The organism is uncultured Clostridium sp., from assembly GCF_934754915.1.
In the GTDB taxonomy this organism is placed as follows: domain Bacteria; phylum Bacillota; class Clostridia; order Clostridiales; family Clostridiaceae; genus Clostridium.
Genome location: NZ_CAKVKB010000033.1, coordinates 16,609 through 33,477, shown reverse-complemented (window position 1 = coordinate 33,477; position 16,869 = coordinate 16,609). Strand labels below are relative to the sequence as shown.

The 16,869-nt window shown below is 29.8% G+C and carries 12 protein-coding genes; all 12 read left to right on the top strand.

Annotation, left to right across the window (positions count from 1 at the left end):
- The first annotated feature begins 442 nt into the window (after nucleotides 1–442).
- Nucleotides 443–2,695, top strand: coding sequence for a formate C-acetyltransferase (gene pflB, locus Q0F58_RS07500; protein ID WP_294374479.1), 2,253 nt, complete (start codon nucleotides 443–445; stop codon nucleotides 2,693–2,695).
- Complete coding sequence (gene pflA / locus Q0F58_RS07495) at nucleotides 2,661–3,455, top strand: pyruvate formate-lyase-activating protein (RefSeq protein WP_294374477.1); 795 nt, start codon at nucleotides 2,661–2,663, stop codon at nucleotides 3,453–3,455. The genes pflB and pflA overlap by 35 nt, the downstream gene beginning before the upstream one ends.
- 944 nt (nucleotides 3,456–4,399) lie before the next feature.
- On the top strand, nucleotides 4,400–5,329 hold the full coding sequence (locus Q0F58_RS07490) for an alpha/beta fold hydrolase (RefSeq protein ID WP_294374475.1): 930 nt from the start codon (nucleotides 4,400–4,402) through the stop codon (nucleotides 5,327–5,329).
- 318 nt (nucleotides 5,330–5,647) lie between these two features.
- Nucleotides 5,648–7,093: an extracellular solute-binding protein gene (locus Q0F58_RS07485; RefSeq protein ID WP_294374471.1), complete on the top strand. Its 1,446-nt coding sequence runs from the start codon at nucleotides 5,648–5,650 to the stop codon at nucleotides 7,091–7,093.
- 16 nt (nucleotides 7,094–7,109) lie between these two features.
- The gene (locus Q0F58_RS07480; protein ID WP_294374470.1) at nucleotides 7,110–10,094 is read left to right on the top strand and encodes an EAL domain-containing protein; all 2,985 of its coding nucleotides are present in this window, start codon (nucleotides 7,110–7,112) and stop codon (nucleotides 10,092–10,094) included.
- Between the two features lie 374 nt (nucleotides 10,095–10,468).
- Nucleotides 10,469–10,678: a FeoA family protein gene (locus Q0F58_RS07475; RefSeq protein WP_294374466.1), complete on the top strand. Its 210-nt coding sequence runs from the start codon at nucleotides 10,469–10,471 to the stop codon at nucleotides 10,676–10,678.
- 179 nt (nucleotides 10,679–10,857) lie between these two features.
- Nucleotides 10,858–11,079, top strand: coding sequence for a ferrous iron transport protein A (locus Q0F58_RS07470; RefSeq protein ID WP_294374463.1), 222 nt, complete (start codon nucleotides 10,858–10,860; stop codon nucleotides 11,077–11,079).
- Nucleotides 11,080–11,192: 113 nt separating this feature from the next.
- On the top strand, nucleotides 11,193–13,670 hold the full coding sequence (locus tag Q0F58_RS07465; RefSeq protein ID WP_294374461.1) for a ferrous iron transporter B: 2,478 nt from the start codon (nucleotides 11,193–11,195) through the stop codon (nucleotides 13,668–13,670).
- A 28-nt stretch (nucleotides 13,671–13,698) separates the two neighbouring features.
- The gene (locus tag Q0F58_RS07460; protein WP_294374460.1) at nucleotides 13,699–13,872 is read left to right on the top strand and encodes a FeoB-associated Cys-rich membrane protein; all 174 of its coding nucleotides are present in this window, start codon (nucleotides 13,699–13,701) and stop codon (nucleotides 13,870–13,872) included.
- Between the two features lie 476 nt (nucleotides 13,873–14,348).
- Nucleotides 14,349–15,104: a helix-turn-helix transcriptional regulator gene (locus Q0F58_RS07455; RefSeq protein WP_294374458.1), complete on the top strand. Its 756-nt coding sequence runs from the start codon at nucleotides 14,349–14,351 to the stop codon at nucleotides 15,102–15,104.
- A gap of 288 nt (nucleotides 15,105–15,392) precedes the next feature.
- Nucleotides 15,393–16,112 (top strand): urea amidolyase associated protein UAAP1, encoded by a 720-nt coding sequence (locus tag Q0F58_RS07450; protein ID WP_294374455.1) that lies wholly within the window; start codon nucleotides 15,393–15,395, stop codon nucleotides 16,110–16,112.
- 28 nt (nucleotides 16,113–16,140) lie between these two features.
- Nucleotides 16,141–16,800 (top strand): urea amidolyase associated protein UAAP2, encoded by a 660-nt coding sequence (locus Q0F58_RS07445; protein WP_294374453.1) that lies wholly within the window; start codon nucleotides 16,141–16,143, stop codon nucleotides 16,798–16,800.
- Nucleotides 16,801–16,869 lie beyond the last annotated feature (69 nt).

The window sequence follows — 16,869 nt, the reverse complement described above, 5'->3', positions numbered from 1 at the left end:
TTAAAATAATGAATGTATAGTTTTATGAAATGCAATAAAGCATATGAAAAATTATTACATAATTAATTTACTCATCACGACTCATTGATTATGGTGACCCCTATCATTGTAATCTAAAAATAATTAATTTTCGTAATGAAGTTTATGCAGGTGTATTTTATATAAGCTTAGTAGTTGTGGCTGTGAAAAATACAAGGGCATTTCATAAAACATTTTACATATAAATAATGAATTTTAAAGGCTTGTGTAGATAATTACTTATATATAAAAACATATTAGGGGAAATGCAGTTTAATTAACAATTTAAAGAAGAGTTAATTAATTGCAGTAATTATTGATGATTTAGTATTTAATATCAAATAAAAAAATTAAATTTAGCTGATACCCAATTAATAATATAAATTGTAAAAAATATGTATCTAGTATACAAGGAGGAATGGACATGTTAGAAAAAGAACAATGGGCTGGCTTCGAAGGAAGACTTTGGAAAGAAGAAATCAATGTTAGAGACTTCATTCAAAAGAATTATAAGCCATATGATGGTGATGAAAGTTTCTTAGCTGATCCAACAGATGCTACAAATAAACTTTGGGGCAGATTACAAGAATTACAAAAAGAAGAAAGAGCTAAAGGTGGAGTACTTGACATGGAAACTGAAGTAGTTTCTGGTCTTACAGCTTATGGCCCTGGATATATCGATGAATCTTTAAAAGATCTTGAAAAAATCGTTGGTCTTCAAACAGACAAGCCTCTTAAGAGAGCTTTTATGCCATATGGTGGTATTAAAATGGCTGAACAATCTTGCGAAAACTATGGATATAAACCAAATCCAGAATTACACAAGATTTTTACTGAATATCATAAAACACATAACCAAGCAGTATTCGATGCTTATACACCAGAAATGAAGAAGGCTCGTCACAGCCATATTATTACAGGACTTCCTGATACTTATGGACGTGGACGTATCGTAGGCGACTACAGAAGAGTTGCTCTTTATGGTATTGATTATCTTATAGAAGCAAAAGAAAATGACAAAGCTAACTGCGGCGACGGAACTATGACAGATGATGTTATCCGTTTAAGAGAAGAATTAGCAGAACAAATAAAAGCTCTTAAAGCTATGAAACAAATGGCTGAAAGCTATGGCTACGATATTTCTCAACCAGCAAAAAATGCTAAAGAAGCAGTTCAATGGTTATACTTTGGATATCTTGCAGCAATCAAGACACAAAATGGTGCAGCTATGTCAATAGGACGTGTATCTACTTTCCTTGATATATATATGCAAAGAGATCTTGATAATGGAGTTATCACAGAAACAGAAGCTCAAGAATTAATCGACCATTTAACAATGAAATGCAGAATGGTTAAATATGCAAGAATAACTTCTTACAATGAATTATTCTCAGGAGATCCATCATGGGTTACTATCGGATTAGGTGGTATAGGTGTTGATGGACGTCACATGGTAACTAAGAACGATTATCGTTTCTTACACACATTAGAAAACATGGGACCTGCTCCAGAACCAAACTTAACTGTATTCTATTCATCAGCACTTCCAGAAAACTTCAAGAAGTATGCTGCTAAGATTTCAGTAGAAACAAGTTCAATTCAATATGAAAATGATGATGTAATGAAACCAGTATGGGGTGACGATTACTCAATCTGCTGCTGTGTATCTGCAACTCAAACAGGTAAGGAAATGCAATTCTTCGGAGCTAGAGCTAACCTTGCTAAATGTTTACTTTACGCAATCAATGGTGGTGTAGATGAAAAATCTGGTACTCAAGTTGGTCCAGAATACAAAGGAATCACTTCAGAATATCTTAACTATGATGAAGTAATTCAAAAATATGACCAAATGAGTGACTGGTTAGCTGGATTATACGTAAATGTATTGAACTTAATTCAATTTATGCATGATAAATATTATTATGAATCAGCAGAAATGGCTCTTATAGATACAGATGTTAGAAGAACATTTGCAACTGGTATAGCAGGTTTCTCACACGTTGTAGATTCACTTTCAGCAATCAAATATGCTAAAGTTAAGACAATTAGAGACGAAAAAGGTTTAGTAGTAGATTACGAAATTGAAGGAGATTTCCCAAGATATGGTAACGACGATGATAGAGCTGATGACATTGCTGTATATGTTCTTAACTCATTCCTTGAAAAAATCAAGAAGAGACACACATACAGAAATTCAGAACCTACTACATCAATCCTTACTATTACTTCAAATGTAGTATATGGTAAGTACACTGGTAATATGCCAGATGGACGTGAAGCTTGGACTCCACTTTCACCAGGAGCTAACCCATCATACGGTGCAGAAAAGAGCGGTTTACTTGCTTCATTAAACTCTGTAGCTAAACTTCCTTATGAATGGGCTTTAGATGGTATTTCAAATACACAAACAATTACTCCATCAGCATTAGGTAACAATGAAGCTGAAAGAGTTGACAAACTTGTACAAGTATTAGATGGTTACTTTGATCAAGGACCACATCATCTTAACGTTAATGTATTTGGTCTTGAAAAATTAAAAGACGCTATGGAACATCCAGAAAAAGAAGAATATGCTAACTTTACTATCCGTGTATCTGGTTACGCTGTTAAATTCATCGATTTAACAAGAGAACAACAACTTGATGTTATCTCAAGAACATTCCATGAAAGAATGTAATCCAGATAAAAAGTTAGGAAGAATTCATTCAATAGAGAGTTTTGGATCTGTTGATGGACCTGGAATACGTTATGTGGTTTTTGTCAAAGGCTGCAAAATGAGATGCCAGTTCTGTCACAATCCAGATACCTGGGAAATGAAGGACGGAGAATTAAAAACTGCGGATGAACTTATAACTCAGGCTCTTAGATATAAATCTTATTGGAAAAAGGGAGGCGGAATCACTGTAAGCGGTGGTGAGCCTCTTCTTCAAATAGATTTTTTAATAGAATTCTTTACAAAGGCTAAAGCGAAGGGTATTCATACTACTCTTGATACATCAGGAAATCCATTTACAAGAAAAGAGCCTTTCTTTAGTAAATTTAATGAACTAATGAAAGTAACAGATCTTGTAATGCTTGATATTAAGCAGATAGATGATGCCAAGCATAAGATACTTACCGGATGCAGCAACTCGAATATTCTTGATATGGCAAGATATTTATCAGAAATAGGTAAAACTATGTGGATTCGTCATGTACTTGTTCCAGGTGGAAGTGACAATGATGAACAGCTGATAGAACTTGACAAGTTTATAAAGAGTTTGAAAAATGTTGATCGTGTTGAAGTACTTCCATATCATACACTTGGAACTTTTAAATGGGAAGAAATGGGCATAGATTATCCTTTAAAGGGAGTTGAACCTCCTACTAAGGATAGGATAGAAAATGCTAATAAGCTTCTCCATACAAGTGAATATACAGGGTATTTGTCACGATAGTTATATAAATTAAATCTTTAGGATGTTAGTATATGTTTGTAATAGATAGGTGGTAATTAACTGAGATTTAACTGCTTATATGAATGTATTAACATCGGCCATTAGGAAATTCCATATTAGATCAAAAGGGGCTGTTGCACTGAATAATTAGTGAACAGTTCCTTTTTGGCATAATCAAGCCCCCAAACTCTATGAGTTTGGGGGCTTGTGGTAAAATATAAGTATGAACCAAATAAATATTTTACGAAATAATTATACACAATTCATAAGATGGTATCAATTAGCATTACCAATAAATGTTGATTACATGATTCCTAATAATGATTCAATGAGTTTGCTAAGTCAATTTATTGAGGAGATGGATTTATCTTTATAAAAAACGGAGCTTGCCGCCAGCAGTTTTTAACTGCTAATGCGACAGCCCCATTTTTATTATAGAATTTTTCTAAATTAAAATATATTAACATCAATAAGTTAAAAGGTATGAAAATACTGAAATGTTATCCATGGAGTAAGTTTGGCGTAATCATTTTTGGGTTTTTAGAGTTGGATTTTATGTTTAAAATGAGTTGTTGAAATAAGAAAGAATAATAATTATAATATATGGTAACAATTGAATTAATTGAGGTTAAATTATTATATTAAAAAATTAAAATTAAATTTAAAATTTACAAAAACATAAAGCTTGAAATGAAAAAATATAATTGATATATAAATTTAAAATTTAAATCCTCATTACATACACTATATTTCCCAAATAATGAGATTAGATAAACTTAGAGAAGTTTTGAAAAGATTTTAATATTCATGTTAATTAGAATATATATGAATAAATTTTAATATAAAATATAAATACTGCAATGTTATAAAAAGAAGAGGCGATTGAATTAAAAAACTTAAGATTTGAAAGTATATTTTAGATCAGAGTTAAGAGGTGTAAATAAATGAAAAAAGAAGGTACATTTATATCAAAAGATGAAAGAACAAGAATTCATTATATTATGAGTTATCCTAAAAATGAAGAAAATATTAAAGGAATTATTCAGATTGCTCATGGATTAAAAGAAAATATCAGTATTTATGATGAAGTTACAGAATTTTTTTGTGAAAGAGGTTTTTTGGTAATAATTAATGATCATTTAGGACATGGGCACTCTATAGAAAGCAGTAATGAATTAGGGCATTTTAAAAATAAAGACAGCATAAGCATATTAGTTGAAGATATGCATACTGTGATGAAAAAAGGAAAAGCTGAACATGATAATATTCCATATTTTTTAATAGGTCATAGTTTTGGATCTTTTTTATCACGTATATTTGCTGGTTTATATGGAAAAGAATTAAATGGTCTTATTCTTTGTGGAACAGGGAATCCATCAACTAAAAATTTAAAAAAGGCATTAAAAGTTTTAAAGCTTATGAGTATTACAAAAAAGCCAGATTATAGAAGTAAAAAAATTGAAAAAACACAATTAATATCATATTGCTCAAAAATCGAAAATCCTAAAAATTTTTATGAATGGATATCTAGAGATGAGAAAATTGTTGAACCTTATTTGAAAAATCCATTGAATAATTTTACTTATACATTAAATGGATATTCAAATATATTATATGCAGCATTACATATGCAGGAAGAAGAAATTTTGAAAAATACTCCTAATAATATGCCTATATTTATTTTGTCTGGAGCAGATGATCCAGTAGGATATTACGGAGAAAAAGTTAAAGAAGTATATGATTTATACAAAAATAATAATGTTGAAGATGTGACAATAAAACTGTATGAGGGAGCAAGACATTGTATATTGACTGAACTTAATAAAGATGAAGTTAGATTAGATCTTATAAATTGGATAATGAAAAGAATATAAAAAATACCTTTATATAATTGCAATCAAACATGTATCAGTGACAGTTTCAAAGGAAATCTTTGAAAGATTTATTTCATTATTATTTTAGGTATTGGAATATAATTATCTTTTTATATTTCAGATTTTGTATTTTAGATATATATTTTTAATATAGATTCTAAAGATAATTTAATTTCGCAATATATTTTATAACAAATAAATATGCTCTATATGTTAAGGTAAAGATATAGAGCATAAGCATAAGGTACAATATGTAGTTTTGTTATTAGAATATTAAGTACAGCATTGTCATAAATGAAACAAAAGAGAGGAAAATATATGAAGAGAATAGAATGGATATTATGCTTAATACTTTGTTTTTTATTAATATTGACAGGATGTGGGAAAAAGGATGAAAATGAACTTGATAAAAATAATCCTGTAAAAATTACAGTGTGGAATTATTATAATGGAGCTCAACTTGAAGTGTTTAATGACTTAGTAGACAAATTTAATAAAACTGTAGGAGAAGAAAAAGGAATTATAGTAGAAACTTATAGTCATGGAAGTATAAATGATTTGAAAAACAATGTAATAGATTCAATTAACGGAAAAGCAGGAGCAGAAAAAGTACCCAATATTTTTGCTGCGTATGCAGACACTGCATATGAAGTAGACAAGCTAGGAAAAGTAGCTGATATTGAAGAATATTTTACTAAAGATGAATTATCAGAATATATGGATAGTTATATTGAAGAAGGATATTTTACAAAAGATGGAGGATTAAAAATTTTTCCCATTGCTAAATCGACAGAAATTTTAATGCTTAATTATACAGATTGGAAAAAGTTTAGTGAAGCAACAGGGACTGATGAAAATGATCTTTCTACTTTTGAAGGAATTGCTCGTACTGCTGAAAAGTATTATAATTGGACAGATTCCTTAACAGATGAACCAAATGATGGAAAAGCTTTTTTTGGAAGAGATGCTATGGCAAATTATTTTATTATAGGATTTCGTCAACATGGAAAAGAGATATTTGAAGTTAATGAAGATGGAAGTGTAACTTTAAATTTTGATGAGGAAATTGTACGTAAGCTATGGGATAATTATTATGTACCTTATATAAAAGGATATTTTGCATCGTCAGGCAGATTTCGAAGTGATGATATTAAAACTGGAAACATTATATCATTTATAGGATCTTCCTCAGGAGCTACTTTTTTTCCTAAAGAGGTCAATTTGAATGATACAGAGAGCTATATGATTGAAAATGAAGTGAGGGAGTGCCCAATATTTGAGGGACAACAGAAGGCAGCTGTACAACAAGGAGCAGGAATGGTTGTTATAAAAGCAAGCAAGAGAGAGGAAGCAGCTAGTTTAGAATTCTTAAAATGGTTCACTCAAGATGAACAGAATATTGAATTTGCTGTCTCAAGCGGATATATGCCTGTAAAAAAATCAGCTAATGATATAAAAAAAGTCAATAAGTATATAAACACAGATGATGATATGGTGCAAAAAATAGTTGAAAAAGGAATAAGTACAGTTAAATCTTCTTCTATGTATACTACAAAAGCTTTTGAAAATGCCACAGAAGCTAGAAATATTTTAGAATATAGTTTATCTGATAAATCAAAAGCAGATCGTGATACTGTAATTAAAAATATAAATGATGGAATGACTTTAGAGGAAGCTGAAGCTGAATTTTTAAATGATGAAAATTTTAAAATGTGGTATGAAAAAACAAAGAGTGAGTTAGAAAATGTTGTAGAACAAAACTGAAAAGAGGGAAAATGAGATGGGGAGACAATTAAGAGAAAAAAAAAGCAGATCAATTTTACATTATATTCTTGTACCTGTTTGTTTTTTATCTTTAATTGAAGCATTTATATTTTGGGGAGTTATAACAGTTGGTGGTGTCAATAATAAATTGGATCGGAATGCAAGAGATATTGTTCAAGAGCGTGTAATCAACAGAAATTCTGTTTTACAAAATGAAATGCTATCTGATTGGTCTAAACTGGATGATTTATCACAAGAAATAAATCAAACTGCAAAGCAGCTTGATTCTGATGGTATTATTGATATTGAAAAATTAGACCAAGGATCAGAGTATTCAGATCCACTTGTAAGTAAAATTGCAGATTCTATGATTCATAATCTTAGAAATTTACATACAAACAGCATATTTTTAGTGTTCAATAATCATGATTTGGATGGAGAAATAAAAAATAAACCAGGTATATTTGTTAAGGATTTGGACCCTTTTACTAATTCATCAGATAAAAATAGTGATTTACTTATAGAACGAGGCTCAAATACACTGATTAAGCAGCTTGACATCTCAACAGATATAATGTGGAAACCAACTTTTTCATTTAGTGAAGATGGGCGTTATGGTAAATTCATCTACTGTCCATATGAAGAGGCTAAAAAGGGCAGGGGATTTTCTGCTAAAGATCTGGGATATTGGAGTTATGCAGATAAAGTTGAAAAGGAGTCAGAAGAAACACTTGTTTATTCTATTCCACTTATCTTAGATAATGGATATGTTTATGGAGTTTTAGGAGTAGGAATAACTACTGAATATCTTAGTAAAATTCTTCCTGATAAAGAACTGCATGATTCTAAAACCGGCAGATATTGTTTAGCTGTTAAAGAAGAGAATAGTGATACATATAGAATTGTGTATGGTGGCAGCAAAATAATTGACAGTAACGAAATTAAACTAAGACAAGAAAAAAGCGGGTATTATCTTGAAGGAAAAAAAGAAGATATTTATGTAGAAGTAGAGGAATTGAATATTTATAATTCAAATACTCCATATGAAAAAGACCAATGGGTTCTTATGGCAATTATTCCCAATTATGAATTATTAGCTTTTTCAGCTAAGATTAAATTCATTTTTTTTGCTGCAGTAATTTTAGCGGTTATTGTAGGAAGTGTTGGTGGAGTAGGTATAACACTAAGACTGTCATATCCTATTATTTCATTAGCTAAACATCTTTTTAAAGCAGATAATATAAAAGATGTAGAAATGAATAAAACCAATATTAGTGAAATTGATTATTTGGTTGAGTCTATCAAAACATTGAATAATAAGATGTTAGAAACAACAAATTGCTTTAATACGGTTTTAACTCTTTCAAGTATGCAGTTAGCTGCCTTTGAAATAAATTTAAGTAATGAGGAATTTTTTATTACAAGGAATTTTTTTAAGATATTTAAAAAAGAAAATGTAAATGTAGAAAATATGCCATTAAATATATTTAAAGAAAATATGGAAGATTTGAAGAAATACATTATAAAAGAAGAAAATGAAAAATATATGTTTCATATTACAGAACAGGAAGATGTATTTATAGAAATGCGAATTTCAATGATAGATAATAATCATATAATAGGATTGGTAGAAGATATTACAGAACGAATGATTGAAAAACACATTATTGAGTATGAACGAGATCATGATACATTAACTGGGCTGTTGAATAGAGGAGCATTTCATAGAAAAATGAATGATTTGTTTTTAAATAATCCTGACTGCATAAAGAAAGCTGCTTTTATAATGCTGGATATAGATAATTTAAAATATATTAATGATAATTTAGGTCATGACTGTGGTGATACATATATTAGAAAAGCATCAGAAACATTTATTTCAAATACCCCAAGGGAAACAGTGATTTCAAGAATGTCTGGAGATGAATTTAATTTATTTTTTTATGGATATGATAGTGAAAAGGAAATTGAGAAAGTTATTGAAAATTTAAAATCTGAAATTGACTCTGCTTATGTTACCTTTGGGAAAAATGAAAAATTTCACCTTAAAGTTTCTGGAGGAATTGCGTGGTATCCAAAGGATGCAGATACAATTGACAAACTTCAGCTTTATGCAGATTATGCAATGTATAAAGTAAAGAAATCAGTAAAAGGAAAATTCAATAAATTTAATATTGATGATTATAAAAATGATTACTATATTAATCGCAACAAAGAAGAACTTGAAATAATGATAAGAGATGAGAAAGTTCAGTATTATTATCAGCCAATTGTCAATGCAAGAACTGGAGATATAGTAGCATATGAAGCGCTTATGAGATCTACAATGTCAACTTTTAAAAATCCAGAAGAAATTTTAAAGCTGGCAAAAGAAGAAAATAAACTCCAGGAAATTGAACGTATAACATTTTTTAAAGCAATGGAAGGATTTGTTGAGAATATTGAATCAGGGAATATTAAAAGTGATGTTCATGTATTTATAAATTCTATTCCAAATCAGATTATGACAGAAAAACAAATTCAGGAATTTGAAAGCAGATATAAGTCATACCTTTCTAACATAGTTGTAGAAATAACTGAAGCTGAACGTCCAAGCAAGGAATATCAGGAATACAAACAGAACTGTATTAGAGAACATTGGGGTGGTGAATTAGCTTTGGATGATTATGGAAGTGGATATAATGGAGAAAAAATGCTTTTAGAGATTAATCCTAAATATATCAAAATAGATATGGAAATTGTAACCAATATTCATGCAGATATAGATAAGCGTAAGATTGTAGAAAATATTGTATCATATGCACATGAAAGGAATATGCTTATCATTGCAGAAGGAATTGAAACAGTTGATGAATTAAAACAGCTTATTGAATTAGATGTGGATCTTTGTCAAGGATATCTTTTTGCAAAGCCACAAAAGGTGCCTGAACCAATTTCAGAAAATTTAGTTCAGCTTGTTTTATCATTAAATACAAAAAAATCTGATGAGACTTGGATATAAACATTATAATACCCCTAATAGAATTGTTTAAATAATTCTGTTAGGGGTATTTTTAAACCAAATTCGTTATTTATGGTTTAATTTGCAGTGTATATTGTTAATGTTATTAGCTGAAAAATATAGTAAGAAAATTAGCAGATTAAAATATGTAAACATTATTATATATAAAAATTTCACTTAAAAAAGATAAAAATGTAAGTGTAGTAAATAAATTATTAATATTTCAACAAAATAACCCAAATTTATTTCATTACATTAGCGATAAAAATTTGCAATTGGAATAAAAATATGGTATTCTACGAATAGAACATGATAATTAATATCAAGTGAATATTAGAATTGCTATCACAATGAATATGTTTGGAGGGATTGTTATGCCATTAATGTTAGCTGGAACAGGAAATGAAGTATGCATAAAGAAAATTGGCGGAAATGATGAAACAAAGAGATTTTTAAACAGTCTTGGATTTGTTGTAGGTGAAACTGTTACTGTGATTTCTGAACTTGGAGGAAATGTGATAATAAATGTTAAAGGTTCAAGGGTAGCTTTGGATAAAAGTATGGCAAGCCGTATTATGGTTTAATTTAATAAGTACACACATAAAATTTATATAAAGATGAATATTTTGTGATTAAATCTTCATACAGATGACTTTTATGCATATTATATATAAGTTTTAATTTTATTTATATGTGTATAAAGGTTGTCTGATGAAGTGCGTTAATTATGAAAATTTCAGATAATAATTGTAGGAGGCATTATATGAGTACATTAAAAGAAGTGAAATGTGGACAAACAGTTACTGTAAAAAAACTTACAGGAGTTGGTCCAATAAAAAGACGTATTATGGACATGGGAATAACAAAAGGCTGTGAAATATTTGTACGTAAAGTAGCACCTCTTGGCGATCCTATTGAAGTACAAGTGAGAGGATATGAACTTTCTCTTAGAAAAGAAGATGCTGAAATGATTGAAGTAGAATAAAAATTATCAAATTATTGATAATGAAATTCATTAAGATTAACAAAATTAATTATTTATTAGAAATTATATTTTAGTTATTTAAAGTAATAGGTGGTTAAGGAGGAAAATAAAAAATGGCAATTAAAATTGCGTTGGCAGGTAATCCAAACTGTGGTAAGACAACTTTATTTAATGCTTTAACAGGTTCTAACCAGTATGTAGGTAACTGGCCAGGTGTAACTGTTGAAAAGAAGGAAGGTAAATTAAAAAGACATAAAGATGTAACTATTGTCGATCTTCCAGGAATTTATTCTTTATCTCCATACACTTTAGAAGAAGTTGTAGCGAGAAACTATTTAATACATGAAAGACCAGATGCTATCATAAACATTGTTGATGGAACTAATCTTGAAAGAAATTTATTTTTATCAACACAGATTATGGAACTTGGAATTCCTGTAATCATGGCAATAAACATGATGGATGTGCTTGAAAAGACAGGAGACAAGGTATATATTGATAAGCTTGGAAAGAAATTAGGATGTGAAGTTGTTGAGATTTCTGCATTAAAAGGAACTGGAATTGAAAAAGCAGCAGATAAAGCAGTGGCTCTTGCTTCAAGTAAAGGAAAAAATGTATTAGTTCATAAATTTGCAGATGAAGTGGAATCAGCAATTAAGAAAGTAGAAGATAAAATTGGCTTAGCCGCTCTACAAGAACAAAAGCGTTTCTTTGCAATAAAGCTTCTTGAAAGAGACAGCAAAATAAGTGAACTTATTGAAAATGCACCAGATGTATCGGCTGAAATAAAAGAATTAGAAGATGCATTTGATGATGATACAGAAAGTATAATCTCAAATGAGAGATATGAATATATATCATCTATTATTTCAGACTGTTATCATAAGAAAAATAAAGGATTAAGCACATCAGATAAAATTGACCGTGTTGTAACTAATAGATTTTTAGCACTTCCAATTTTTGCGGTTGTTATGTTCTTAGTATATTATGTATCTGTTACTACAGTTGGTGGATGGGTTACTGATTGGACTAATGATAATTTGTTTGGTGATGGTTTCCACATTACTGGAGGCAGTGCTTATGAAGAAGTTGATGAAGAGTATAATGACGCTGCACAAGTTGTAAATGGATTTATTTCATATGCTTCAGAAAATGGTATTGATACAGAAGAAGTTGAAGGTGCATTAGATTCTGAATCAGAAGAATTTGATCCAGCAACTGCTAAAGTTGCTTTAGCAGAATTCGCATCTCAATTTAAAGATTCTGATGAAGCAGAATATGCAGTTGAAGATGAAGAAACATTAGCTACTGAGATGGAAACTTCTACAGGAGCTGATTTAGCAGAAGCAGTTGATGTTTTAGATAAGTATGATTGTACAGAACCAGATCCAGCAGATTATGGAACATGGGTTCCAGGTATTCCAGTATTGGTTGAAAATTTATTGGATGCTGTTGGATGTGCTGATTGGTTAAAAGGATTGATTCTTGATGGTATTGTAGCTGGTGTTGGTGCAGTACTTGGATTTGTACCTCAAATGCTCGTTTTATTCATATTCCTTGCGTTCTTAGAATCTTGTGGTTATATGGCTCGTGTTGCTTTCATAATGGACCGTATATTCCGTAGATTTGGTTTATCAGGTAAGTCATTTATTCCAATATTAATTGGTACAGGATGTGGAGTTCCAGGTGTTATGGCATCTCGTACAATAGAAAATGACAGTGATCGTAAGATGACTATAATGACAACAACATTTATTCCTTGTGGTGCAAAAGTCCCATTTATTGCAATGGTTGCAGGTGCTATATTTGGAGGTGCTTCATGGGTTGCTCCATCAGCATATTTCTTAGGTATGGCAGCGATTATATGTTCAGGTATTATATTAAAGAAAACAAAATTATTCATCGGAGATACTTCACCTTTTGTTATGGAACTTCCTTCTTACCATATGCCAACAATAGGAACTGTACTTAGAAGCATGTGGGAACGTGGATGGAGCTTTATTAAGAAAGCTGGAACTATTATCTTATTATCAACTATATTTGTTTGGTTTACTACTTACTTTGGATTTGTAGATGGTGAATTTACTATGTTAACAGAAGAACAAATCGATTATAGTATATTGGCTTCTATTGGTAAGGCAATTGCATGGATATTCATTCCACAAGGATTTGGTAACTGGCAGGCTACAGTAGCATCAATCACTGGATTAGTAGCTAAAGAAAACATAGTTGGTACATTAGGAATTCTTTATAGCAATGGTGATGGAACTGTTTATCAAACAATGGCAGCTTCATTTACAACAGTAAGTGGTTATGCGTTCCTCGCATTCAACTTATTATGTGCTCCTTGCTTTGCCGCTATGGGTGCAATCAAACGTGAAATGAACAATGGAAAATGGTTTGCAGTAGCTGTTGGATATCAATGTGGTTTTGCATATTTAGTATCTCTTGTATTTAATCAGATTGGTAATTTAATTGTTAATGGTGTATTTGGAATAGGAACAGTAGTAGCTGTATTATTAATTATCTTATTCATCTACTTATTATTCCGTCCAAGCAAACAAGTTGAATTAGAGCCAAAATTAGCTTAATATTGAACTGGAAAAGAGGTTAATTGATATGGGAACATTTATTACTGGAGTTGTTTTAATTGGAATTATTGCTTTGATAATAAGAAGCATGATACGAGACAAAAAAAATGGGAAGTCTTTGCAATGTGGAGTTGGATGTAAGCATTGTGCAGGACATTGTCATGATACAACTTTACAAATAAAAAAGGATGATAAAAAGTAAATCTAAACATGCTGAGTATATTTAATTTAGAATAAAAATCTCATATCAGCAAAATAAATTTGATTAAGGAATATCCAAAGAGGATTTGAAAATATAATCTTTCTTTGGATATTTTTATTATGGATTTTTAGTCTGCTGAGCGAATGTGAAAAATAAAACTACTTGCTATGCAGGGATAGGATATAAAAAGATCGTAAAAGAAATAATAAATATTTTAATATAAAGCTGAAAGAATAATATAAATTCTTATATATTAATTAGCAACGAATGGGAATAAAATTATAAACTGTGATAAATTTATAATGGAATTACATACAAATTTATTGATTGACAATTTTATCTAAGGATGCTTATAATAAAATTGTAACAAAGGAGTTATAACTTAATTATTTTAAGTTGTAGTTTCTTTTTTTATATTATTATTAAATATTAGTGCTGAGTGATTTAATACTTTAAAGAAAAAGGAGATACCTAAGATGCTTAAAGAAAATGAATGGAACACTATAAACAGTATGTTGTTAAAGGTTTATGCAATTAAGGATTTTAAAAAATTTACAAGTATTCTTTTAAAAATGTTTAGAATGCTCATACCATATAGTAAAGGATACTTTTTGGTTTTTGATGAAAATGATGAAATAGATAAAGAAAGGTCTTATTTTATTGAAATGAGTGCAGAGAGTCAAGAGAAATATATAAATTATTTTTATGATATAGATTATATAAATTATGTTTTTGATTTCGAAAAGAATACAAGTGTTTATCGTGATACTGATATTCTAGAAGATGAGATCAGAAGAAAAACAGAATTTTATATTAATTTTCTAAAGCCTCAAGATATACCATATGGATGTGGGATACTTCTTATAAAAAATGAAAAGATTTTAGGAATAGTTAATTTATTTAGAAGTGAGAAGTTAGGAGATTTTTCAGATAAAGATATGCACATACTTGATATACTTAAATTACATATTTGCAATATCATAGAAAACTTAAACTTATCAGTAAAGAATAATAAGGATTTAGTTAGGGTTTCAGAAGAATTCATTAATAAAAATGATTTATCATCCCGTGAAAAGGAAATTGTAGAACTTATGAATTCAGGTTATTCAAATGCTGATATTGCAGAAAAACTAATTATTAGTATTTCTACAGTAAAAAAGCATGTTTATAATATTTATAGTAAGGTTGGAGTTAAAAGCAGGACTCAGCTATTAGCAAAAATTAATAGGTAAATAGAAAAGAATTGATTAAGGGTTGCCAGATTTTTATGGGGTCCTTAATTTTTTGCTTTTTAATAGAACTTTTCTATTAGTATGGTAACTAAAGTTCTATTTTTAGAAATAAAAATAAGTATTTGGGACAATTGTTGAGAATATAACCTGATGATAGAATAAATGTATCGAAAGGAAAACATGCAATGGTGCATGAAGAGATTAAAAATCTTCACCATTGCATGTTTTTTGTTTTTAAAAATAATTTAGAAATTAAATAGATTTATAAAACTGAAAGGCGGAGTTTATATGAAAAAGATTTGGAGCAAAACATTAAGACCTGGTGAAAAGTGGTCTGGAAATATAGGAAAGGGCAAATATATTCATTTTAAGGCATTAGGTGATAATGCAAATGTATCAATGCTTTTATATAACATGAGAGATACATCCGAAAGATACAACATGCCAGACTCATTAAAGGCTCAATATACTGCACATCTTACAAGAGGAAATGTTCTTATGAGTGATAATGGAAGAGTTCTTGCAAGTATAGTTGAAGACAGTCTTGGATGGCACGATTCAATTTCAGGTTATTCAACAAGAAAAATGATTGATGAGAAGTATGGAAAAACAACTTATCAGAAAAATGGTAATGACTGGTTTAGAAGCGGAGAAGAAAATTTTGCAGTGGAACTTGTAAGAAACAATATGAGCCTAAGAGATTTAGTACCTTGTGTAAATTTATTTTCTAAGGTTTATGTTGAAGAAGATGGAAGTATGCATTATGACAAAAATCACTGTAAAGAAGGAGCAACAGTAACATTAAGAACAGAAATGGACATTATTTTAATTTTATCAAATACACCTAATGCATTAGATGAAAGCAGTGAATACCCATCAGTTCCTGTAACTGTTGAAGTTTATGATGCACCACCAGTTGATTTATTAGATGAATGTGTAAATTACAGAGCAGAGAATTATAGAGCATTTGAAAATACATGGGATTATAACAATTTATTAGGAATTTAATTAAAGGATTTAGTAGGAGGAAATTGATATGTATGGATTTATAGAAAAGGAAAGTAACTTAAAAATAGAAGATGCAATATATGATGAAGTAGTAAATGCAGGAGAAGGCTGGATGCATGAATTACTACCAGGTCAGAGTTTCAGAATATTAGATATGGAAGGAAATCAAGCTGTAGACACAACTTTTTATGATATGACTAATCCAGAAGATCATTATGGTGCAGTTGCGACTATAGTAGCTCAAAAAAATATTTATCTTACAACAGGAAGCATTTTAAGAAGTGAGTCTGGAAAGCCGCTTCTTGAAATAACAGCAGATTTAACAGGAAGACATGATACATTAGGTGGTGCTTGTTCATCACAAAGCAATACAGTTCGTTATGCAAGAGAGAAAATATATATGCATAATTGTCGTGACAGTTTTATGTTACAACTTGCAAAAAATGAAACTGTGGGAATAAGAAAAAGAGATTTAGCTCCTAATATTAATTTCTTTATGAATGTTCCAGTTACTAAGGAAGGTGGATTAAAATTTGATGATGGAGTTTCAGCTCCAGGAAAATATGTAGAGATGAAAGCATTAGAACACACTATGGTTTTAATAAGCAACTGCCCACAGTTAAATAATCCATGTAATGCATATAATCCTACACCAGTTAGATTAATTATATGGGATGCTGAAAAGTAATAAAACAACTTAATTTAAATAGAAGTCTATTTAAATTACAGGATGAACTTGTGTATGAGAAAGGAAGAT

Excerpts from the sequence above, each read along its gene's own strand:
- pflB (WP_294374479.1), top strand. The coding sequence starts at position 443 with ATGTTAGAAAAAGAACAATGGGCTGGCTTCGAAGGAAGACTTTGGAAA.
- pflA (WP_294374477.1), top strand. The coding sequence starts at position 2,661 with ATGTTATCTCAAGAACATTCCATGAAAGAATGTAATCCAGATAAAAAG.
- Q0F58_RS07490 (WP_294374475.1), top strand. The coding sequence starts at position 4,400 with ATGAAAAAAGAAGGTACATTTATATCAAAAGATGAAAGAACAAGAATT.
- Q0F58_RS07485 (WP_294374471.1), top strand. The coding sequence starts at position 5,648 with ATGAAGAGAATAGAATGGATATTATGCTTAATACTTTGTTTTTTATTA.
- Q0F58_RS07480 (WP_294374470.1), top strand. The coding sequence starts at position 7,110 with ATGGGGAGACAATTAAGAGAAAAAAAAAGCAGATCAATTTTACATTAT.
- Q0F58_RS07475 (WP_294374466.1), top strand. The coding sequence starts at position 10,469 with ATGCCATTAATGTTAGCTGGAACAGGAAATGAAGTATGCATAAAGAAA.
- Q0F58_RS07470 (WP_294374463.1), top strand. The coding sequence starts at position 10,858 with ATGAGTACATTAAAAGAAGTGAAATGTGGACAAACAGTTACTGTAAAA.
- Q0F58_RS07465 (WP_294374461.1), top strand. The coding sequence starts at position 11,193 with ATGGCAATTAAAATTGCGTTGGCAGGTAATCCAAACTGTGGTAAGACA.
- Q0F58_RS07460 (WP_294374460.1), top strand. The coding sequence starts at position 13,699 with ATGGGAACATTTATTACTGGAGTTGTTTTAATTGGAATTATTGCTTTG.
- Q0F58_RS07455 (WP_294374458.1), top strand. The coding sequence starts at position 14,349 with ATGCTTAAAGAAAATGAATGGAACACTATAAACAGTATGTTGTTAAAG.
- Q0F58_RS07450 (WP_294374455.1), top strand. The coding sequence starts at position 15,393 with ATGAAAAAGATTTGGAGCAAAACATTAAGACCTGGTGAAAAGTGGTCT.
- Q0F58_RS07445 (WP_294374453.1), top strand. The coding sequence starts at position 16,141 with ATGTATGGATTTATAGAAAAGGAAAGTAACTTAAAAATAGAAGATGCA.